Genomic DNA, 20,840 nt, shown 5'->3' with positions numbered 1-20,840 from the left:
CTACAAGCTGACCGGACATTTAAATGTCCGGTTCAGACCGTAGACAAACCCCACTTTTACTTCAATTAAAAGTGGGGTTTTCACATTTTTTGATAAAAATATCATGTGTTTTACGCTGGACATGGTCCTTTCCATGTCCAGTTTGCTAGCTTTTTAAGGTTCATGGCAGCGAAAGTAAGCATCGCTTGCATTGAAACTTTTTTTAGTCCACGAAGTTTCGTCCAACGCATACCATGCTTTTCTTTGGCATCCGCAAAAACGCGTTCAATTGTTTCTTTCCGTTTTGCATAGATGCTCTTATTTATTTCAGTGAGTCTTAGGTTGTCTGCTTCATCTAGGTAATCCTGCCAAATATGCCGATGAATTTGTTTGGTATGATTTTGACTTTGTGTACAGTTATCTAAAAACGAGCAGGACTTACATACTTCTGAGTCGGACGCATATTGCTTATAGCCTTCTCTAGTTGTTGTACGATAGGAGAGAATTTGCCCGTTGGGGCAAATGTAACAATCAAAATATGCATCATACACGTATTCATTCTTTTTCAAATAACCAGCTTTTGTTTTTGGACGAGTGTAAGGCATGACTGGTCTTATCTCTTGATCCATTAAAAACTTAGCGATGTAAGGTGTTTTATATCCAGCATCTACTGCGACTACATTTGGTTTTCCGATTTTCTCTGTCACCTTTGATACGAGTGAATCTAACATACGACTATCATGAACATTGCCACCTGTGACCAGTGATCCTAGAATAAATCCTTTTGAATCACAAGCTGTATGAAATGAATAAGCAAATGACTTTTCACGTTCATCCTTTACATAGTAGCCACTCTCTGGGTCAGTTGTACTGACCTTGATTTCTTTTATTTCTTCTTTATTCTGAAGGGGTAAAGGCTTTTTTCCATGTTCTTCACGATCAATATTAATTTCCTCATGAAGCTGATTTTGATAACTTCTCGTCTCAACTCGAACGATTTTCTTTTCAAGTTTTTTCTTATTGGCATTCGCTTTGACATGTGTTGAATCAATGAAGGCGACAGAAGGGTCAACGAGGCCTTTTTTCATCGCTTCTCTTAAGATTCGATAAAAAATTTGTTCGAATAAATCTGTATCGTGGAAACGTCTCACGTAGTTTTTACCGAAGGTAGAAAAGTGCGGAATTTTCTCCGAAAATCCATACCCAATAAACCAACGATAAGCCACATTGGTTTCAATTTCTTTAATCGTTTGACGCATGGAGCGAATGCCAAATAGATATTGGATCAAAACCATTTTAATGAGAACAACGGGGTCCACACTTGGTCTGCCATTGTCGGAACTATAATGATCTTTGACAAGATCATAAACGAAGTCAAAATCGATTGCTTGATCTATTTTCCGTACAAGATGATCTTCAGGCACTAATTCATCTAATGCCACTACTTCTAATTGATTTCTTCTTTCTTCTTCACGTTTCGATAACATGTTCATCCCCCACAGAAATGTTAATACCCTTATTATACAAAAAAGCTTGTAGACTTTGTCTACAAGCTGACCGGACATTTAGATGTCCGGTTTTTTATTTGAATTCAAACAGAGATGTCAAAATAGGGGATATTTGTTAAAATGGACATGTCAGTAAAAGAAGGGGGAAACGCAGGATGCGAAAAATGTGGGGAATGATTTTGGTGCTCACGTTATTAAGTGCATGTGGAAACTCTGCAGCAAATAGCGGCAAAGGGGAAGTGCCTGAGCTATTAGAAGTAAAGCTCACAGGACCTGAGCAAGTGGAGAAAAATGAAAGCGTTACAGTAAAAGCAGCTGTCACATACGGTGATACGCCTGTTGATGATGCAGATGATGTTCAATTTGAAGTGTGGAAAGATGGCGACAAGGATAACAGCAAGATGATTCAGCCAAAGAAAGAAAACAAAGGTGTATACGAATTGCACACCGCCTTCAAAAAAGATGGCCTTTATATCATACAAGTCCATGTGACAGCTAAACAGCAGCATAATATGCCGAAAACGAACATCCACGTAGGTGAGGTCAAAAAAGAGAGTTCATCTACTGCAGAAGAAGAAACCTCACATCATTAAAAGCGAATTATTTTGGATTAGGACGTTGATTTGGTTCTGCATCCTGTGGTGAATCGACTTTATGCTTATATTCATAAGCCTTTGATGTCGTCCACAATGATAAAAAGACAACGATTGAGATAATGATAAAGCTGATAATCCCAAGTAACAGCATCTAACTCCCTCCTTATTTCCATATTAACATATATGTGATGCAGTCAAAATAGAAGAAATTGACGGCAGGTTTCAGTATAATAAGAAAAGGGTATTCTCATACTAAACGCAATTACATAAGGAGGAATAAATATGTCTGAACAATTATTAAACGTCGTCAATAAACAAGTAGCTGATTGGACTGTGCTTTACGTGAAATTACATAACTATCATTGGTATGTAAAGGGGAAAGATTTCTTTACACTCCATGAGAAATTTGAGGAACTATATACAGAAACAGCTACATATATTGATGATTTGGCTGAACGTATGCTTGCTTTAAATGGACAGCCTGTTGCGACAATGAAAGAGTGCTTAGAAATTTCCAGCATTCAAGAAGCAGAAGGCAATGAATCAGCGGAGCAAATGGTGAAAAATCTATATGATGATTTCTCCAATATCGCTGAGGAATTAAAGCAAGGAATGGAGCTGGCTGCAGAGGTTGGCGATGAAACTACAGGTGATATGCTGCTTGCGATTCATCAATCCATTGAAAAACACAACTGGATGCTTAAAGCATATTTAGGATAATACACGTATGTGAAAGAATGCCGGTCATCAATAGACTGGCATTCTTTTTTTATTGGAATAGGGACAGACAGCCCATTGAAATCATAGGGCTTTCAGCCGAAGAGAAAAGAGAAGGGAGGGAAGAAGATGTCTTCTATTGCAGGAATGATGAGTCAGCAAGTAGCGAGCATTCAAAAGACACTCAATATTAGTTTATTGAATTCACAGCTTGCTACGAATACAGCACAAGCTATGGTGATGCTGGATCAAGTGCAGCAGCAGCCTCAAGCTGTTCAGTCAAAGGATTCAGATGCTTCATTTATTGATGTCAGAGTCTAAAAAAGCCGCCTCATGGGGCGGCTTTTTTGGTTTCTATAACAGAGTACAAGACAGCGCCTTTATTTTTTGTCGTCCAAGCTATTGCGAGAATTCGGCATATACTATTGAGGTAAGGAGTTCCACTTTGAAAGGATGTTGATGCCAAGTGAGCAAGGATTTAGGCATCTTTTCGTTGGTTACAGTGAGTTTGTCGGCGATGGGCTTTCTGTTTGGTGGAGCAGGATATTTACTGATGATTTTAGTGACGTTGATGGCTATTGAATTAATTTGTTCAAGCCTAAGAGAATCTTTGACTGGGCAGCTCACAATGAAGCGGTTTTTAACGCGGCTTGTTCGAAAAGTCGTGACAGTCTCCTTAATATCTATGGCACATTTCTTCGATGTCATGCTGAAGACTAATGGGACGATTAAGGATTTAGCGATCATCTTTTATATTATTTATGAATCTTACCAAATCGTCTCGACAGCCAGAGCCCTTGGAATTCCCATTCCGCAGTTGTTTATTGATGTGTTGGACATGTTGAAAAATAAATTGCGCAAAAAGCCGTAATTTCCTCCTATCTGGTCATACTAAAGGAAAAAGGATGATTCAGATGGGGCGACACACGTACTATGTATCCGTACAAGATGGATCGATATCGCAGCATAAAAATGCGGCGGCTTGGCAATTTCAAATAGAAGCAGATGATGATCAAATCTTGCAGCTGAGAGACTATTTCGATGAACAGTATATGACAGATTGGAAAGGCTTCTTTCGGGCGCATGTTCCGTTTCTTGAATATCATTATGATAGTCCAAATGATGAAATGGATAGAAAAAGAAAAGAGATATACACAATGATTTATGAGCTCGGCAATGAAGAAACAAGGAGCTTTATTGAGACAAATGGTTTGATGAATTGAAAAAGGCATGTAGAGATTCTCTACATGCTTTATTTTCGCGGTTGTAAAATGCCTCCGATCAAATCACTGATCCCGCCGCCTCTATTTTCTTGCTGTGAATTGGTGAATTCATGAGAGGAGCTCTGGCTCTGAGGCTTGTAGCGATGATCATCTAAGCCTACCCGTAAGCCAGATGTGCGCTCAGATGGCTGGATTATGACGATTTGATCTTGTTCCTGGAACTCAAATAAGTAGGATTCGCCAGATGTTTGTCCAATAAAAGTTTTCCAGTTCACATCTAGTTTGACCTTCGGTGCTTTGCCTGTCCAAGCAACAATTGCGTCAGGGTCTACACGGCAGGGGGCTTTTAAAATGAGCGGATTTCCATTCGTTTTAATGGCGACCTGCGCTCCGTGCCCTTGATAAGAGAGTTTTGAAGTAAACAGTCCTTTCTGTGATAAAATACCAACGCCTACTGGTGTGACGCCGTAATGGCATTCCTCAGTAAAGGCAAGTAAATCTTCACTTTCTACACTTACATGCTGCCAAGGACCGCTTGGCTCAAGGTTAATCACTGTTACATGCTCGCTTGCATCCGCCAAGTAACAAGTACCTTGTCCACTCACTTCCATCATCTCAAGGTTTTCACCTGTGAATTTCCTGCTGATATGGTTAAATACTTGGCTGACCATATTTCCTTTATTCGTTCCAAGTAATCGCTTGCGGTATTGGAAACTTCCTTGATCAGCAATCATGGCGCCTTTTTTGGCAAAAAAGATTCCGCTGCCTTCTGCTTGTAAGGTAAGTTCTTCTATCGTGTTGAAATGAAATCCCATAGGTGCCGGCTCCTTTCCTGCATCAAGATGTAAATCCGTAGATGCGGCATAAATCATTTAAATCTAGAGTAGTCCCTTGCCCGGTCGCCGTGATTTTCCATTTCTCCTGATCTCTCGTGAGTTCAGCGCATATAATGGATGTACAGTACGAATAATCTTCTGTTAACTGAAAGGTACAAATCTCTTGCTGCGAGATTTGATCCGTAAGTCGCAAGTAGGCATTGGTCACTTGTCCAAAATGATGCTGGCGTTCGTGTGCATCATGTATCGTGGCTGTGACGACAATTTTATGAATATCAGGTGAGACTCTGCTTAATTGCATAATAATCATTTCATTGTCTCGATACCCTCCGCCAACTTGATGATCACCAAGATGACGAACAGCTCCATCTAAGCTTTGCTGCTGGTGATAATAGATCAGATGCTTAGGAGACAACAGCTTGTCCTCTTCATTTAAAAGAAACACTTGTGTATCTAAATCAATAGGCTGACCAGCCAGGTCCCAGCCAAGCCCGATATGAATTTGGTCGACCGCTGGATTTTCTTTCGTTAAATCTAACTTTTGCCCTTTCACGAGGTGTTTCTTGATCACCTCATGGGGTGAGTCTTGTTTTGACCCTTTTTTTATACTCATGCTGATTTCCTCCTCGTTGTCATAGGACAAACATTGATTCATTTACGTCATATAGGGATAAAAGGTTTCATGATTAAATTTGGGTGAAGTTGGAGATGATAAAAAGGTTTTAGCAACAATACCTCATTTTAGATACAGACGAGTTGGAACCACTCGTTTGTTTCACTTTTGATAAAAATTCTTCAGATAAATGTGATCTGTGGTATGATGTTTTACAAGAAGCAAGGACAGGATATGAGGGATTTCACATGCATGTATTTAAAGACTATTATCATAATACGGTCAAGCTCTCTTTTGAGGAGAAGCCTTTTTCAAGTCATCCTAAGCATGTTTGGGCCATCTGCCGCTACCAAGGGAAATGGCTGCTCACTGAACATGAGGACCGGGGCTATGAGTTTCCAGGAGGGAAAGTTGAGCCGGATGAAGAAGCAGACCAAGCCGCTATACGGGAGATTCAAGAAGAGACGGGTGCTGTTGTTCGTGAATTAACGTATATTGGTCAATATCAGGTGCTTGGCAGAGAAAAGGTCATTGTCAAGAATATTTATTTCGCTGATATTGAAAAACTAGTGAAGCAAGACACGTATTTTGAAACGAAAGGACCCGTTCTTTTCGCAGACTTGCCAAGATCCATCACAAAAAATAAGAATTTCAGTTTTATTATGAAAGATGATGTGTTAAGACAAAGTCTTGCTTATTTAGAAAAGAACGGTTTGATTCGTTAAAAAGCGCAGGGAAACAATGGGACTGACCCCATAAGATGAGACAAATAAAAAACACCTTCAAGTTTGAAAATGGATCGTTGTGATCCGAAATAAAACATGGAGGTGTTTTTCTATGGGGACAAGAGTGAGTTATCCGGTTGAAGTCAAACAGAAGGCTGTAGACATGAGATTGGCAGGCATACCTATGAAAGAGATCATGCAAGAATTGAATATCAAAAATAAAACGCAGGTTCAAACATGGGTGAGGTGGCATCATGCTGGGGATACACACCGGTTCGAACAGCCTGTTGGAAAACAATATACCCATGGAAAGGGTCTCGAGTACTCTTCCGAATTAGAGAGACTGCGGGCAGAAAATCGCTATCTGAGTCAACAGAATGAAGTTTTAAAAAAGTACAACGAATTGGAAAGGAAGTTGATAAGGAAACGTCAATCAAACTGGTAGAAGAATTGCGCAAAAAGATGACAGTACAGGACATCTGTGTCCATTTAGGCATCTCACGCGCTTCGTTCTATAGATGGAAAAAGAATCTGACTCAGAATCATTCTAAAAGACAACTAGAGAAACAAATCGGCACGTTGTGCCGAGAGCACAAGTATCGATATGGATACCGAAAAATTACAGCCATACTAAAAGTGGGAATGCGTATTAACCATAAAACTGTTCAACGTATCATGCAGAAAAACCAGTGGCAATGCCGGGTTAAAATGAAAAAGCGTAAGAAGAATGGGCAGCCCTATGCCGTGGCTGGTAATATACTCGATCGGAACTTTCAGTCTGATCGCCCTCTTGAAAAACTAGTAACGGACATCACGTATTTGCCTTATGGACAGAAACAATTGTACCTTTCCAGTATATTGGATTTATATAATGGAGAAGTGATTGCTTTTACGATTGGTGATAAGCAGGACACAGACTTTATCTTAAACACACTTGATCAGCTCCCAGCACTGCCTGAGCACTGCGTGTTACATAGCGACCAAGGTTCTGTGTATACATCTTACGAGTATCAGAAAGCTGTTCATATAAAAGGCATTACCATGAGCATGTCCCGTAAAGGGACGCACGCTGATAATGCTTCCATCGAATCGTTTCATTCCTCACTAAAGTCTGAAACGTTCTATCTTAACAGCATTGATCGAACTACGACCACCATCGTAGAACGCACTGTCAAAGAATACATTTATTATTATAACAACATTCGTATTCAAAAGAAACTAAACAACCAATCACCGATAAACTATCGGCAATTGGCTGTATAAAGGTGTTTTGATCCCTGTCTCAATAACGGGGGTCAGTCCCCAATCCCTGTGCTTTTTTATTTTTGAAGAAAACGGCGTTCGAGCCATTCGACAAGCTGGTACATGATGGTCGCAAACACGGCAATAATGAAAAGACTTAAGAACACGAGTGTAAAGTTGAAGACTTGAAAGCCGTAAATGATCATGTAGCCGAGCCCTTTTGAGGAAACAAGAAATTCCCCTACAATAACCCCAACCCAAGAAAGGCCGACATTGACCTTGATGGCAGAAATCATCGTTGGAATACTAGCTGGCAAAATGACCTCGCGAAAGACGACGCTTTTTTTCGCACCAAAGGTTTTCATCACCTTTAAATAATTCTCATCGACCTCTTGAAAGGCTGTATATATGACGATTGTCGTAATGATTACACTAATGATTGCGCCCATGGCAACGATGCTGATCATGCCAGGCCCAAGGGCAACAATTAAAATCGGGGCGAGGGCCACTTTTGGCATGGCATTTAAAATGACTAAATAAGGATCAAGAACGTTTGCCAGGCGGGTGGACCACCATAAGGCGGCAGCAAGCAAGATGCCGCAAAAGGTACCAAGCAGAAATCCGAGCACCGTTTCAAATAATGTAATACTCATATGATTCACTAAAGACCCATCGGATATTTTTTGTACAAACAATTGGCAGACTGCTGAAGGTGAACTAAATATCAGTGGATCGATAAGACGAAAATGACTGGCAAGCTCCCAAAGAGAAAAGAAGCTGGCGAAAATAATGAACTGATAGATTCGGGTCATGCGTTTTTCCATTCGGTATTTTTTGCGATAGGCTTCATGTAAAAGGTCACTGTGTTTCAACTGTTTTCAGCTCCTTCCAAATCGTTTGAAAGAGCTCTTGGAAACTCTGGGTCTGTCTTGCTTCGAAAGGAGAAAGAGTCCTCAGTTCATCTGGAACGGTAAACATTCTCTTGATTGAGCCGGGATGCTTAGAGAATAAGAAAATGCGGTCACTCATCGCAATGGCTTCGCCGATGTCATGTGTCACAAGGACCGCTGTTTTTTGATAGTTTTTGAGTGTATGAAAGACGAGATCCTCTAAAGTGAGTTTGGTTTGATAGTCTAGAGCTGAAAAGGGTTCATCTAGTAAAAGCAGACCGGGATTCACTGCAAGCGTTCGGGCGAGAGCCGCACGCTGCCTCATACCGCCTGACAGCTCCTTCGGGTATTTTTCCTCTACATCATGAAGGCCAAGCTTAGGCAGTAAGCCAAGAGCGGCAGAGGTGGCTTCATGTGAATCCTGCTTGGTAATTTTTAACCCGAGAATGATATTTTCCTTGATGGTTTTCCAAGGAAACAAATAATCTTGCTGGAGCATGTAGCCGATTTGATGTTCTTTTTGATTCGGTTCTTTTCCTTCGATTAAAATTCGGCCTTCAGAGGGCGGCGTTATTCCTGCAATGATAGACAGCAGGGTGGTTTTTCCGCAGCCGCTGGGACCAATAAATGAGATAAATTCTCCTTGGTCTATCTCCATATTGATGTGCTGTATGGCCGTTGTTTTTTCTTTTAAAGAGAAGTACGTGTGGGTCACATGGTCAATTTGAAGGAAAGACATGTGCTACCTCCTATTCTATTTGTGTTCTGTGACCTTCTTTGCAATGGATGAATCGACAAGTTGTTTGTACGGGATAAATTTCGGCAATTCATCGCTCTCCTTCATGATTTCCTGCAATTTGTTCCATTCCTCTTCATTCAGTAGGGGATCTGCTGCATAGGAGTCCTGCTGTTTGTAGCGTTTAATGGCAGTTGATAAAACATCAAGTGCTGTGTCAGGAAAATGAGATTGAATGGTTTTGGCAATCTCCTCCGGCTGCTTGGCTTCTACCCATTTCTGCGCTTTGTAAATGGCGCGAGTGAAAGCTTCAGCTGTTTCTTTGTTTTCCTCTAAGTAACTCTTCTTTGCCATGAAGGTGGTATACGGCACCTTTCCGGAAGCCTCTCCAAAGGAGGCGGTAATGTACCCTTTGCCTTCTTTTTCAATTAAGGATGCTGTCGGTTCGAATAACTGCACAAAATCGCCAGTTCCAGAGGAGAAAGCACCTGAAATGTTGGCAAAATCAATATTTTGAATCATGCGGAGATCCTTTTTTACATCAATGCCTTCCTTTTTCAGGACATATTCACCGACCATTTGCGGCATGCCGCCTTTCCGCTGTCCAAGAAAGTCTTTTCCTTTTAATTGATCCCAAGAGAATTCGCTCACTTTCTCCCTTGAAACAAGAAATGTACCGTCTGTTTGTGTCAGCTGTGCAAAGTTGATGACAGAGTCTTTTGTGTCTTGAGCCTCTACATAGATAGAGGATTCAGATCCGGTCAGGGCGATATCTGCACCGCCGGATAAGAGAGCTGTCATCGTTTTATCACCGCCCCAAGTCGTTTTTAATTCAACCTCTAGCCCTTCTTCTTTGAAGAAATCCTCAGATAAGGCAACATATAGCGGAGCATAAAAAACCGAATGGGTCACCTCGGCTACTTGTACGGTCTGCTCTTGTTCTTTTTTACAGGCGACAAATGGAATAAAGAGCAGGACAACGACGATGAATGCCAGTCTGACTTTGATGGAACGATTCAAGAGTAATTCGCCTCCTTTGTTCTAGATCACTAATTAAAGTATGTCAAAAGGGATTTTTGGTGAGTGCCTAGATGAAAATAAGAAGCGCATTGTTTATTTATAGAACGTGTCTTTTTTTCTATACTAGAAGCATGAATACTTTCTTGAATTTGGCAGAAATAAAGGGGCGGTTTCGTGTATAGAGTGAGTTGGGTATTTCTTGGATGGTATTTAGCAGGGCTCATATTAATGGTCTCTTTTGAAGTGCCAGCATGGCTTCAGTTTGCAAATGGCATTTTCCTTGTGCTGTATGCCTGCTGTGTGATAGAAATTGGGCGAAATATTTATGGTTCATGGGGGTTTGTGATCAAAAGGACAGCTATTGTCGGGGTGCTGACATTTACGGTTGAATGGATAGGGATCACAACCGGTTTTCCTTTCGGGGCCTATGACTATTATCCGACGTTAGGTTTTCTAGTGGCAGGGGTGCCTTTAACCATTGCTTTTGCATGGGTTGGTGTGTTTTTAAACAGTCTTTTTTTATCCACTCAGCAGTCGAAATGGAAACGAGCTGTCGAAACGGGGATATGGATTGTCTTGCTTGACCTCATATTAGACCCAGTAGCGGCTGAACGAAAATTTTGGGTGTGGTATGACGGCGGTGGATTTTATGGTATTCCTTTTGAGAATTTTGTGAGCTGGGGTATGATTGGAGCAGGACTTTCCTTTCTTTTCCCGCTTGTTCAGATTGATCAAAAGGCTCTGAGCTGGACGAGCCGTATTTATCAGGCAATGGTGTTCTTTTTTGGTGTGCTGGCATTAAAGGGCGGGCTCGATGTCATTTTTTATTTAGCACTGATCATTGTTATTTTGTGTGAAGGAAGGGTTCAATTTGAAAGAAAGCGACAAAAGCCGATCGTTTAGACGTATATTTTCTCTTTATCTTGAGCGGTATTTACTTCATAAACATTTCCGCTCTGTGATGATGAAAGGCGCTGCAGACCCAAACGAGAAGCTGCCTGTTCTTTATATCGCCAATCATAGCTCATGGTGGGATGGACTGATCATCTTTCTTTTAACAGAAAAAGCATCTGGGCTCGATCACTATATGATGATGGAAGAGAAACAGCTGAAGCAATATGCCTTTTTCCGAAAGCTTGGTGCCTTTCCGGTTCAGAAAGAGAATCTGAAAAGTGTGAAGCAAGCATTAATGACGGCAAAAGAGAACATGCAGGCTGGCCGGGCTGTATGGCTTTTTCCACAGGGGAAAATCATGCATCAGGATATGCGGCCGCTTGAATTGGAGGGCGGGGCTTCATTTTTAGTGAGACAATTTGAGCAAGTTGTGGTGAAGCCTGTGACCTTGCTTTATACATTTAATCAATTTCAAAAGCCGACAGTATCTGCTTTGTTTGGTGAAGATACCTTAGTATCTGGCGGAGAACTACGAAGCAAGGACGTGACGCATCTGCTTAGAGATCTGCTTGAAACGCAGCTAAACGCACATCAAGCACAGGTCATCGCAGATCCTGATTTTACAACTAATCAAGAATTTAGACAGATGACAAGGACAAGTCAGTCAACAAGTGATGCGTTTGATTCCTTTCAAAAGTGGGTGAAAACATGGCGGTCTTCTTAACCGTAATCAGTGTACTCTTGCTCTGTCAGTTTATTTTCACCATATGGAATATGAAGCAGCTTCCTGTTTTAAAGCCAGCATCCATTTCGCCTGATGAACTTATTTCATTATCAATTCTGATTCCAGCGAGAAATGAGGAAAACCGAATAGAAGCCTGTCTTCAGTCGATCGTTGATCAACGCTTTTATCCGAAAGAGCTTATCGTCCTTGATGACCATTCGACAGATCAGACAAGAGCGATGGTGGAGCGGTTTGCAGAAACATATCCGTGGATCCGAGTCCAGTCAGGTCAGCCATTAAAGCGGGGCTGGCTTGGTAAATCATATGCCTGCTCTCAGCTCGCAGAGGCAGCAGCTTCTGACTGGCTGCTATTTTTAGATGCGGATGTCCGGTTAAAAAAAGGGGCAGTTGAATCAGTATACAAGCAGTTATGTTTGCAAAAAACGGGCATGCTGTCAGGTTTTCCAGAACAAAAAACAGGTACATTTTTTGAGCATCTTGTGGTTCCTATGATGATGTTTACCATTGGCTGTCATCTGCCAGTGAAATGGGTAAGAAAATCTAAGAACCCCGCTTTTGCCGCAGCACATGGCGGTTTTATTGCCATTGAAAAGAATTGTTATCACGACATTGGCGGGCATGAAGCGATCAAGGATTCACTCGTTGATGATATGGCTTTGGCTAGGCGGGTGAAGAAAAAAGGCTTTCCGTTCACACTTGCAAGCATTCATCCATTTGTGTATATGAGAATGTATGAAAGTGGACAAGAGGTTTGGGAAGGTTACCGCAAAAATTTATTCCCAGGTGTGAATCGAAGCATTGCTTTGTTGAGCAGTGTCTTTTGTTTATACACCCTCCTTTATTTGGTTCCTGTCATTTGTTTCATGATCGCATTGTTTCAGCTGAATGTTTTGAGCATATGCTTAGCCATTCTTTGCTATGGGCTGGGTGTGTCGATTAAAGCGGCAATAGATACTGAAAATGGGCGGACATCTGCGATGGCTTTTTTATTGCCGGTCAGTATTTTAAGCCTGATCGCCATTGGCTTTGCTTCTATGAAAATCGGTCTGAAAAAAGAAGGGTATGAATGGAAAGGGAGAAGGTACGAATGAAAAAAGTGATCATCATCGGCGGTGGACTCGGCGGATTATCAGCTGCGATCCGTCTACAGTCACGCGGGGTTCAGGTCACCATTTTAGAAAAAGAAGCGGCCTTAGGCGGGAAATTGCAGCGCCATCACGAGGCAGGCTACTCTTTTGATTTAGGACCGAGCACTATTACAATGAAGGCCTATTTTGAAGAAGTGTTTACATCCTGTCATAGACGGATGGAGGATTATGTGACCTTTTATCCGATTTCTCCGCTTACCAAAAATATTTTTCCAGATGGACATACGGTTGAGTTTACGCCGAATATTGAGCATATGGAATCACAAATTGCTGCATTCAGTCCTGAAGATGCGAAGCAATACCGGGCATTTTTACAGGAATCAAAGACGCTTTTTCAAAAGGCAGAGGAGCAGTTTTTAAATCGTTTGTTATTGAGCTGGAAGGATAAGGCGGATTTAAAGCTGATGAAAGCACTTCTCGCTGTCAAACCATTCACATCGGTTCAGCGCCTGCTGCGTCAATATTTCCGTCATCCCCATACATTGGCGATGTTTGGACGGTATGCCACTTATACCGGCTCTTCTCCCTACGAGGCGCCGGCTATTTTTAACATGATGGCGTATTTAGAAGGGGAGAAAGGGATTTATGGAATACAGGGCGGTACATATCGTTTAGTTGAGGCATTTGAGATACTGGCAAAAGAATTAGGCGTTCAGATTCACCTCAATGAACAAGTGAACAAGATTCATGTGAAGGATCGGCGGATCAAAGGAGTGGAGACGGATCAGCAGATGTATGAGGCAGATCAAGTCATTGCAGGAGCAGATGCGCTCACTGTATACCGTCATCTTATAGATGAAAAAGACCGTTCTCGTTTTTTAAATCAAAAACTGTCTGGCATTGAACCGTCGTTGTCGGGCTTTGTTCTCTTATTAGGGGTACCTAAAGTCTATGAACAGCTGGTCCATCACAATGTGTTTTTCCCTGAGGATTATGAGCAAGAATTCAAGGATATTTTTCAGAAAAAACAACTGCCTCAAGACCCGGCACTTTACATATGCTATTCAGGCCATTCAGAACCAGCTTTAAGCGGAGGGCCGGGAAGAAGCAACCTGTTTGTACTGGCCAATGCACCTTATGTGACAAAAGAGCAAGATTGGGACATGCTAAAGGAGACATATCGTCAGCATGTAAAAAACAAATTAATGGAAAAAGGTCTTTTTGATTTGGATGAGCTTATTGAATATGAAGCGGTTCAAACCCCGCTCGATCTGCAGCAGAAAACGGGGGCATATCGTGGAGCCATTTATGGCATGTCTTCAAACTCGTTCAAACAGGCGTTCTTTCGCATCAATAATCGGTCAAAAGATATTGAAGGACTTTGGTTTGTTGGAGGAACAAGTCATCCAGGCGGCGGCACGCCGATGGTGACAAAATCAGGCCAGCTTGTCGCAGAAGCGATGCTGAAGCAATGGACGTAATCAAAGATGAAAAGGAGAGAAATCGAGTGATTGTGGAAAAAAGAAGGTTTCCGTCGCCCCATCCGCATATTCACTTATATACAGTGACCTATGAGGCAGATGGACTTCGGATGAAAGGGCTGCTCGCTGAACCGGCCGGAGAAGGTTTCTACGACGGCTTTTTGTATTTACGAGGCGGCATTAAAAATGTGGGGATGGTCAGACCAGGCCGGATTGTGCAATTTGCCGCGCAGGGTTTTGTCGTCTTTGCTCCCTTTTACCGAGGAAACCAAGGAGGCGAAGGGAACGAAGATTTTGCCGGAGAAGATCGAAAAGATGCGTTCGCTGCCTTTCAGCTGTTAAAACAGCACAAAAAAGTGAAGAAGGACCGCATTCATATCTTTGGTTTTTCGCGAGGCGGTATTATGGGCATTTGGACCGCTGTTGAAATGAAACAGGAGGCGGCTTCCTTTGTCACATGGGGAGGCGTCAGTGACATGAAACTGACTTATGAAGAGCGTGTGGATATGAGACGGATGATGAAGCGTGTGATTGGCGGACCGCCGCATAAGGTGCCAGAGGCATATGAGAACAGAACCCCTTTAAATGATGTGGACAAAATTGAAGCACCTGTCCTTATCATTCACGGAGAAGAAGATCAAAATGTATCGATTGAGCATGCGTATTTGTTAGAAGATGCGCTGCGCCAGCACGGAAAGTCCGTAGAGACATGGTATTTCCACGGATACAACCACTATTTTCCGCCGCAGCATAATCGAGAAATTGTGAGAAGGCTGACCACATGGATGCACAGCCGAAAAAGCGGAAATGTGGTAAAATAAGCAGTATAACGAAATATAGAAAGTAGGGGGATTTTCATTATGGGAATGCCTGTTGAATTTAATACAATGATTGTCACAAAGGGAAAAGAGACAAGAATTGAAGAAAATGTATTTGAACTCATGAAGGATGGATACCGCATTTATCCGTTAAATATTCCACTTGAGGTGCGCAAAACGAAAGACGGAGAAAAAACAGGGACAGCACATGTTGAAAAGCTGGAGCTGACAGACAATGTCACGAAGGTGACGTACCGTCTTGTGTCATTGCATTCAACAAACTAAAAAAGCTGAGGGATTGAATTCTCCTCAGCTTTTTTCATTTGGTTATACGAGTGGTCCGCCTTTGGCTTCAATGTCACTTGCCGCGTGGCTGAATTTTTGGAAGTTCTTTTTAAATTCATTGGCAAGGAAGTGTGCTTTTTCTTGATAAGCTTCTTGGTCATCCCATGTTTTAGCAGGCTGAAGCACTTCATCTGGTACACCAGGAATATGAAGCGGGATGTGTAATCCAAAGATGTCATCAGTGATCATCTCGGCATTGTCAAGGTCACCTTCGATTGCTGCCTGTACCATTGCTCTTGTATGAGCGAGATTCATTCGTCTGCCTGTACCGTAGCCTCCGCCAGTCCAGCCTGTATTCACAAGGAATACTTTTGCACCGTGCTCATCAATCTTTTTGCCAAGCATTTCAGCATAGACGTGAGCTGGAAGCGGAAGGAATGGTGAACCGAAGCAAGTAGAGAATGTCGTTTCTGGTGATGTGACACCGCGCTCAGTTCCAGCTAATTTACTTGTGTACCCGCTCAAGAAATGGTACATTGCCTGCTCTTTTGTTAAACGGCTGATTGGAGGTAAGACGCCAAACGCATCAGCTGTTAAGAAGACAATAGCAGATGGATGTCCTGCGATACTTGGTTTCACGATGTTATCAATCATTTCGATTGGGTAAGCAGCGCGTGTATTTTCAGTAAAGAATGTATCATCATAATCCGCTTCACGTGTTTCTTCATCAAGCACAACGTTCTCAAGAACTGATCCGAAGCTGATCGCTTTGTAGATCTGCGGTTCTTTTTCTTCACTCAAGTTCACACATTTCGCATAGCATCCGCCCTCGATATTGAAGACCCCTGTGCCAGACCAGCCGTGTTCATCGTCTCCGATCAGCTTGCGGCTTGCGCTTGCAGAAAGCGTCGTTTTACCCGTACCTGAAAGTCCGAAGAATAGGGCCACATCGCCTTCTTGACCTACGTTTGCTGAGCAGTGCATGGATAAAATGTCTTGCTCAGGAAGCAGGTAGTTCATCACAGAGAAAATGGACTTTTTCATTTCTCCTGCATATTCTGTTCCACCGATAAGAATCGTGCGTTTTTCAAAAGAAACGATGATAAACGTTTCAGAGTTTGTGCCATCTGTTGCAGGATCTGCTTTAAAGTGCGGTGCAGATAAGATGGTGAAAGGTTTTTCGTTTGAAGAAGGTGTTGACCCGTCAGGTCTGATAAATAGCTGCTTGGCAAAAAGATTGTGCCATGCGAATTCGTTTACAACTGTAATCGGCATACGGTATCTTTCATCAGCGCCTGCAAAACCTTCAAAGACGAATAGTTCATCACGTTCTTTTAAGTATGACACAACCTTTGTATATAAACGGTCAAATGCTTCTTTGGAGATCGGCTGGTTTACTTGACCCCAATCGATTTTATGTTCAGAGCTTTCTTCTTTGACGATAAATTTATCTTTAGGCGAACGTCCTGTATAGGCTCCCGTTGTAGCGCGGACAGCTCCAGTTGATGTTAAAACGCCTTCATTACGTGCCAAAATCTTTTCAACAAGTTTCGGAACAGATAAATTTTGGTGCGTATTTTCTAATGAGAGCAATGACTGCAAATCTTCTTTTAAATCCACTGAGTTCATAAAAAAACCCTTCCTTTACCGTTGAATTTGTTTGTTTCGATTAGTATAACACATTAATAATAATAGTCTATACTATTTAAAAATTTTTGTGTGTGTTTTTTCATTTCTGCTATGAAAATATGCTTTTTGGTGATGCTAATGGTGAGGAGAAAAAAGAGGGAGATAATTCTTATGAAGCATTGACATGACGCAAGGGTTTAAGATAAGATATCTTATTGAACGGATACTCTTATCCCGAGTTGGTGGAGGGACAGGCCCGATGAAGCCCAGCAACCGGTTTCTTATGAAAAAGGCATGAAAATGCTGAGAAACCAAGGTGCTAACCTGATGCAAGGTACAAGAACACCTTGAGCGATAAGAGTGAAAGGCATGCGATCTCAGACCCTTTCCTCGCAATGAAGGAAATGGTTTTTTTATTTTTGGGATATCATATGAACAAATTGCCAATAACATCTCTAATATAAACGTTTTCAAATATAAGAGGGAACGAGTTCCGTATCATATTGGAGGCCTCATCTTGGGATGATGTGGTCTTGTACAGGAGGAAATAGCCATTATGAGTCAAAATCGTCGTTTATTTACTTCAGAATCAGTGACAGAAGGACATCCGGATAAAATCTGTGATCAAATTTCAGACAGCATTTTGGATGAAATTTTAAAGAAAGATCCAAATGCACGTGTTGCCTGTGAAACTTCTGTTACAACCGGTCTCGTATTAGTAAGCGGTGAAATTACAACGTCTACTTATGTCGATATTCCAAAGACGGTGCGTGACACAATTAAGGAAATTGGCTACACACGTGCGAAATATGGTTTTGATGCGGAAACATGTGCGGTACTTACATCAATTGATGAACAGTCTGCTGATATTGCGCAAGGTGTAGACAAAGCGCTTGAAGCACGTGAAGGAACAATGACTGAAGAAGAAATTGATGCGATTGGTGCAGGTGACCAAGGATTGATGTTTGGTTTTGCTAACAACGAAACCGAAGAGCTCATGCCGCTGCCAATTTCACTAGCGCATAAATTATCTCGCCGTTTAACAGAAGTACGCAAGAATGAAACACTTGCATACCTTCGTCCAGACGGAAAAACACAAGTCACAGTTGAATATGATGAGCAAAACAAACCAGTTCGTATTGACACAGTGGTTATTTCTACGCAGCATGCACCAGAAGTGACGCTTGAACAAATTCAAAGTGACTTAAAAGAGCATGTCATCAGTCCTGTCGTTCCAAGTGAACTGATTGATGAACAGACAAAATACTTTATTAACCCAACTGGCCGTTTCGTGATCGGTGGACCTCAAGGGGATGCTGGTTTAACTGGACGTAAAATCATCGTTGATACGTATGGCGGATACGCTCGTCATGGCGGCGGTGCTTTCTCAGGTAAGGATGCAACGAAGGTTGACCGTTCTGCGGCATACGCTGCACGTTACGTAGCGAAAAACATCGTAGCTGCCGGCCTTGCAGATTCTTGTGAAGTACAGCTTGCTTATGCAATTGGGGTTGCACAGCCTGTATCGATTTCAATTGATACATTCGGAACAGGAAAAGCTTCTGAAGAAAAATTAATTGAAGTGGTTCGTGCAAACTTTGATCTTCGTCCAGCTGGCATTATTAAAATGCTTGACCTGCGCCGTCCGATCTACAAACAAACAGCTGCATACGGGCATTTCGGCCGTCACGACTTAGATCTTCCGTGGGAAAAAACGGATAAAGCCGATACACTTCGCAAAGAAGCATTGGGACAATAACAACATAAAAAACCGCTTATTTTAAGCGGTTTTCCTTTTGATTAAAAAAAAATCTGCAAAAAGCGAAAAAATGTGAAACAAAATCGGACAAAATACTGTCTAATTATAGGTCTACTTTTAAGAAATAACATAACGTGGAGGCAATAATATGTGTGGGTTTGTTGGTGTATTTAATCACCGTCCATTGTCCGAAACTACTGAACAGGAAGAGCTAATTAAACAAATGAATCGTCTCATCGTTCATCGTGGTCCGGATGATGAGGGTTACTTTCATGATGAGCATGTAGGATTTGGATTTAGACGTTTAAGTATTATAGATGTTGAGCACGGAAAGCAGCCGCTTTCTTATGAAGATGAAAAGTATTGGATTATTTTCAACGGAGAAATTTATAACTATGTGGAGCTGAAGGAAGAGCTTGTGAAAAAAGGCTATACGTTCAGCACAGATTCTGATACGGAAGTACTTCTTGCCACATACCGTCATTATAAAGAAGAAGCGGCTTCAAAGCTTCGCGGCATGTTTGCATTTTTAATTTGGGATAAAGAAGCGCAATTATTATATGGCGCAAGAGATCCTTTTGGCATCAAACCGCTTTATTTTACACAAATGGATGAGCAAGTGTACTTTGCGTCTGAACGCAAAAGCTTGATGGCAGTGAACGAGAACATTTTATTTGATGAGACATCCTTACAGCAATATATGTCATTCCAGTTCGTACCTGAGCCAAATACACTTGATCAAAAGGTTCACAAAGTAGAGCCAGGTCATCAGTTTACTTTACGCCCAGGACAGGAGATTGAATTTAAGACTTACTGGAAGGTTCAATTCAAGCCTGAGCAAACACAAGAACAAAAGCTGATTGAAGAAGTCCGCGATGCAATCTATGATTCTGTGAAAATTCATATGAGAAGTGATGTACCTGTTGGTTCATTCCTATCAGGTGGTATCGATTCTTCTTTCATCGTATCTGTCGCAAAGGAATTTCATCCTGAGCTGAAGACGTTTTCTGTTGGCTTCCAGCAGGATGGCTTTAGTGAAGTTGATGTAGCGAAGGAAACGGCTGATAAGCTTGGCTTACAAAACTTCAGCGCGGTGATTTCTCCTGAGGAATATATGAATGAGCTTCCGAAAATTGTTTGGCATTTAGATGATCCTTTAGCTGATCCGGCGGCGATTCCATTGTACTTCGTGGCAAAGGAAGCGAAGAAACAAGTGACGGTTGTTCTTTCTGGTGAGGGAGCAGACGAGCTGTTCGGTGGATATAATATTTACCGTGAGCCGCTTTCTCTTAAACCATTTGAATCTGTACCATCTATGCTGAAAAAGCTTCTTCTTCGTCTGGCGCGCTTAATGCCAGAAGGAATGAAAGGAAAAAGCTTTATCGTCCGCGGCTGTACACCATTAGAGGAACGTTATATCGGTAATGCGAAAATCTTTGAAGAGCCAGTAAAGAAAAACCTCTTAAAGCAGTATGATCCGAACATTACGTATCGTGATGTGACGAAGACATACTTCGAGGAAAGTGCAGGCTACAGTGATATTAACAAAATGCAATATGTTGATATTCATACGTGGATGCGCGGGGACATCTTACTGAAAGCAGATAAGATGACAATGGCGAATTCTCTTGAGCTTCGTGTTCCTTTCCTTGATAAGGTCGTATTTGAAGCAGCTTCTAAAATTCCAGAAGAGCTGAAAACAAAAGATGGCACAACGAAATATTTATTGCGTAAAGCAGCAGAAGGCATTGTGCCTGACCATGTGTTAAACCGCAAGAAGCTGGGCTTCCCTGTTCCAATTCGTCATTGGCTGAAAAATGAGATGAACGCTTGGGCGAAAGACATCATTAAAAACAGTCAAACTGACGAATATATTAACAAAGCGTATGTGCTTGATTTATTAAATGAACATTGTGCTGGTAAAGCAGATCATAGCCGTAAGATTTGGACTGTCCTGATCTTTATGATTTGGCACAGCATTTATGTCGAGCGCAGTATTGATCCAGAGCAATTGAATCATCAACCGAAAGAAGTCATCTTCAGTTAATGAAAAAAG

The 20,840-nt window shown here is 41.8% G+C and carries 23 protein-coding genes and 1 riboswitch; of the genes, 15 read left to right on the top strand and 8 right to left on the bottom strand.

Annotated features, from left to right (window positions below; all coding sequences use genetic code 11):
- Nucleotides 1–110 precede the first annotated feature (110 nt).
- On the bottom strand, nucleotides 111–1,466 hold the full coding sequence (locus M1D81_RS14370) for an IS1182-like element ISBpu1 family transposase (protein ID WP_456265168.1): 1,356 nt from the start codon (nucleotides 1,464–1,466) through the stop codon (nucleotides 111–113).
- 176 nt (nucleotides 1,467–1,642) lie between these two features.
- Here M1D81_RS14370 and M1D81_RS14365 point away from each other — a divergent pair, with 176 nt between their 5' ends.
- Nucleotides 1,643–2,080 carry a FixH family protein gene (locus tag M1D81_RS14365; RefSeq protein ID WP_456266544.1) on the top strand — a complete coding sequence of 146 codons (438 nt, stop codon included), beginning with the start codon at nucleotides 1,643–1,645 and terminating at the stop codon, nucleotides 2,078–2,080.
- Nucleotides 2,081–2,087: 7 nt separating this feature from the next.
- Here M1D81_RS14365 and ytzI read toward each other — a convergent pair whose 3' ends face one another.
- Nucleotides 2,088–2,234 carry a YtzI protein gene (ytzI, locus tag M1D81_RS14360; protein ID WP_003217544.1) on the bottom strand — a complete coding sequence of 49 codons (147 nt, stop codon included), beginning with the start codon at nucleotides 2,232–2,234 and terminating at the stop codon, nucleotides 2,088–2,090.
- A 131-nt stretch (nucleotides 2,235–2,365) separates the two neighbouring features.
- Between ytzI and M1D81_RS14355 the strand changes: the two genes are divergently transcribed.
- The 4 genes from M1D81_RS14355 to M1D81_RS14340 all read left to right on the top strand — a co-directional run bounded on the left by M1D81_RS14355 (nucleotide 2,366) and on the right by M1D81_RS14340 (nucleotide 4,023).
- Nucleotides 2,366–2,803, top strand: a complete 438-nt coding sequence (locus M1D81_RS14355; protein ID WP_025093663.1) for a Dps family protein — start codon at nucleotides 2,366–2,368, stop codon at nucleotides 2,801–2,803.
- Nucleotides 2,804–2,929: 126 nt separating this feature from the next.
- Complete coding sequence (locus M1D81_RS14350) at nucleotides 2,930–3,121, top strand: hypothetical protein (protein WP_456266545.1); 192 nt, start codon at nucleotides 2,930–2,932, stop codon at nucleotides 3,119–3,121.
- Nucleotides 3,122–3,266: 145 nt separating this feature from the next.
- The gene (locus M1D81_RS14345; protein WP_456266546.1) at nucleotides 3,267–3,671 is read left to right on the top strand and encodes a phage holin family protein; all 405 of its coding nucleotides are present in this window, start codon (nucleotides 3,267–3,269) and stop codon (nucleotides 3,669–3,671) included.
- A gap of 43 nt (nucleotides 3,672–3,714) precedes the next feature.
- Complete coding sequence (locus tag M1D81_RS14340; protein WP_456266547.1) at nucleotides 3,715–4,023, top strand: hydrolase; 309 nt, start codon at nucleotides 3,715–3,717, stop codon at nucleotides 4,021–4,023.
- Nucleotides 4,024–4,052: 29 nt separating this feature from the next.
- On the opposite strand, the gene M1D81_RS14335 is transcribed toward M1D81_RS14340, so the two are convergent.
- Both M1D81_RS14335 and M1D81_RS14330 read right to left on the bottom strand, forming a co-directional pair.
- Nucleotides 4,053–4,838: an AIM24 family protein gene (locus M1D81_RS14335; protein ID WP_456266548.1), complete on the bottom strand. Its 786-nt coding sequence runs from the start codon at nucleotides 4,836–4,838 to the stop codon at nucleotides 4,053–4,055.
- A gap of 22 nt (nucleotides 4,839–4,860) precedes the next feature.
- Nucleotides 4,861–5,472, bottom strand: coding sequence for a TerD family protein (locus tag M1D81_RS14330; protein ID WP_456266549.1), 612 nt, complete (start codon nucleotides 5,470–5,472; stop codon nucleotides 4,861–4,863).
- A gap of 248 nt (nucleotides 5,473–5,720) precedes the next feature.
- Here M1D81_RS14330 and ytkD point away from each other — a divergent pair, with 248 nt between their 5' ends.
- Together ytkD and M1D81_RS14320 are read left to right on the top strand one after the other, a co-directional pair.
- Nucleotides 5,721–6,197 (top strand): RNA deprotection pyrophosphohydrolase, encoded by a 477-nt coding sequence (gene ytkD, locus M1D81_RS14325; protein WP_456266550.1) that lies wholly within the window; start codon nucleotides 5,721–5,723, stop codon nucleotides 6,195–6,197.
- Nucleotides 6,198–6,309: 112 nt separating this feature from the next.
- A protein-coding gene (locus M1D81_RS14320; RefSeq protein WP_456266551.1) for an IS3 family transposase occupies nucleotides 6,310–7,460 on the top strand; the annotation gives its coding sequence in 2 pieces (ribosomal slippage) (nucleotides 6,310–6,583 and nucleotides 6,583–7,460; 1,152 coding nt in all).
- A gap of 56 nt (nucleotides 7,461–7,516) precedes the next feature.
- Here M1D81_RS14320 and M1D81_RS14315 read toward each other — a convergent pair.
- Genes M1D81_RS14315 through M1D81_RS14305 form a run of 3 tightly spaced genes read right to left on the bottom strand, consistent with a single transcriptional unit; the run spans nucleotide 7,517 to nucleotide 10,085 of the window.
- The gene (locus M1D81_RS14315; RefSeq protein WP_369810477.1) at nucleotides 7,517–8,263 is read right to left on the bottom strand and encodes an ABC transporter permease; all 747 of its coding nucleotides are present in this window, start codon (nucleotides 8,261–8,263) and stop codon (nucleotides 7,517–7,519) included.
- A 34-nt stretch (nucleotides 8,264–8,297) separates the two neighbouring features.
- Entirely contained in the window at nucleotides 8,298–9,068 is a 771-nt protein-coding gene (locus M1D81_RS14310; protein ID WP_226015487.1) for an ABC transporter ATP-binding protein, read from the bottom strand.
- Between the two features lie 15 nt (nucleotides 9,069–9,083).
- Complete coding sequence (locus tag M1D81_RS14305) at nucleotides 9,084–10,085, bottom strand: ABC transporter substrate-binding protein (RefSeq protein ID WP_456266552.1); 1,002 nt, start codon at nucleotides 10,083–10,085, stop codon at nucleotides 9,084–9,086.
- 174 nt (nucleotides 10,086–10,259) lie between these two features.
- Here M1D81_RS14305 and M1D81_RS14300 point away from each other — a divergent pair, with 174 nt between their 5' ends.
- The 6 genes from M1D81_RS14300 to M1D81_RS14275 are packed head-to-tail and all read left to right on the top strand — an operon-like array spanning nucleotide 10,260 to nucleotide 15,396.
- Nucleotides 10,260–10,988, top strand: a complete 729-nt coding sequence (locus M1D81_RS14300; protein WP_456266553.1) for a carotenoid biosynthesis protein — start codon at nucleotides 10,260–10,262, stop codon at nucleotides 10,986–10,988.
- Nucleotides 10,957–11,703 (top strand): lysophospholipid acyltransferase family protein, encoded by a 747-nt coding sequence (locus M1D81_RS14295; RefSeq protein WP_456266554.1) that lies wholly within the window; start codon nucleotides 10,957–10,959, stop codon nucleotides 11,701–11,703. The genes M1D81_RS14300 and M1D81_RS14295 overlap by 32 nt, the downstream gene beginning before the upstream one ends.
- Entirely contained in the window at nucleotides 11,688–12,815 is a 1,128-nt protein-coding gene (locus tag M1D81_RS14290; RefSeq protein WP_456266555.1) for a glycosyltransferase, read from the top strand. Before M1D81_RS14295 ends, M1D81_RS14290 begins: the two co-directional genes overlap by 16 nt.
- The gene (locus tag M1D81_RS14285) at nucleotides 12,812–14,293 is read left to right on the top strand and encodes a phytoene desaturase family protein (RefSeq protein ID WP_456266556.1); all 1,482 of its coding nucleotides are present in this window, start codon (nucleotides 12,812–12,814) and stop codon (nucleotides 14,291–14,293) included. Before M1D81_RS14290 ends, M1D81_RS14285 begins: the two co-directional genes overlap by 4 nt.
- Before the next feature lie 26 nt (nucleotides 14,294–14,319).
- Nucleotides 14,320–15,114: an alpha/beta hydrolase family protein gene (locus M1D81_RS14280; protein WP_041107366.1), complete on the top strand. Its 795-nt coding sequence runs from the start codon at nucleotides 14,320–14,322 to the stop codon at nucleotides 15,112–15,114.
- A 39-nt stretch (nucleotides 15,115–15,153) separates the two neighbouring features.
- Complete coding sequence (locus tag M1D81_RS14275; protein ID WP_025092385.1) at nucleotides 15,154–15,396, top strand: DUF2584 domain-containing protein; 243 nt, start codon at nucleotides 15,154–15,156, stop codon at nucleotides 15,394–15,396.
- A gap of 42 nt (nucleotides 15,397–15,438) precedes the next feature.
- Here the strand turns inward: M1D81_RS14275 and pckA are convergent, their stop codons facing one another.
- Nucleotides 15,439–17,025, bottom strand: a complete 1,587-nt coding sequence (gene pckA, locus M1D81_RS14270) for a phosphoenolpyruvate carboxykinase (ATP) (RefSeq protein WP_456266557.1) — start codon at nucleotides 17,023–17,025, stop codon at nucleotides 15,439–15,441.
- A gap of 226 nt (nucleotides 17,026–17,251) precedes the next feature.
- A riboswitch (SAM riboswitch) is annotated at nucleotides 17,252–17,386 on the top strand.
- 195 nt (nucleotides 17,387–17,581) lie between these two features.
- Between pckA and metK the strand changes: the two genes are divergently transcribed.
- Nucleotides 17,582–18,784 (top strand): methionine adenosyltransferase, encoded by a 1,203-nt coding sequence (gene metK, locus M1D81_RS14265; RefSeq protein ID WP_024424909.1) that lies wholly within the window; start codon nucleotides 17,582–17,584, stop codon nucleotides 18,782–18,784.
- A gap of 148 nt (nucleotides 18,785–18,932) precedes the next feature.
- The gene (gene asnB / locus M1D81_RS14260) at nucleotides 18,933–20,831 is read left to right on the top strand and encodes an asparagine synthase (glutamine-hydrolyzing) (protein ID WP_024426217.1); all 1,899 of its coding nucleotides are present in this window, start codon (nucleotides 18,933–18,935) and stop codon (nucleotides 20,829–20,831) included.
- The last annotated feature ends 9 nt before the right edge of the window (nucleotides 20,832–20,840 follow it).

This window comes from Bacillus sp. JZ105 (genome assembly GCF_053903125.1).
The sequence above is the reverse complement of the archived record's forward strand: the minus strand, read 5'-3'. Positions and strand labels throughout refer to the sequence as shown.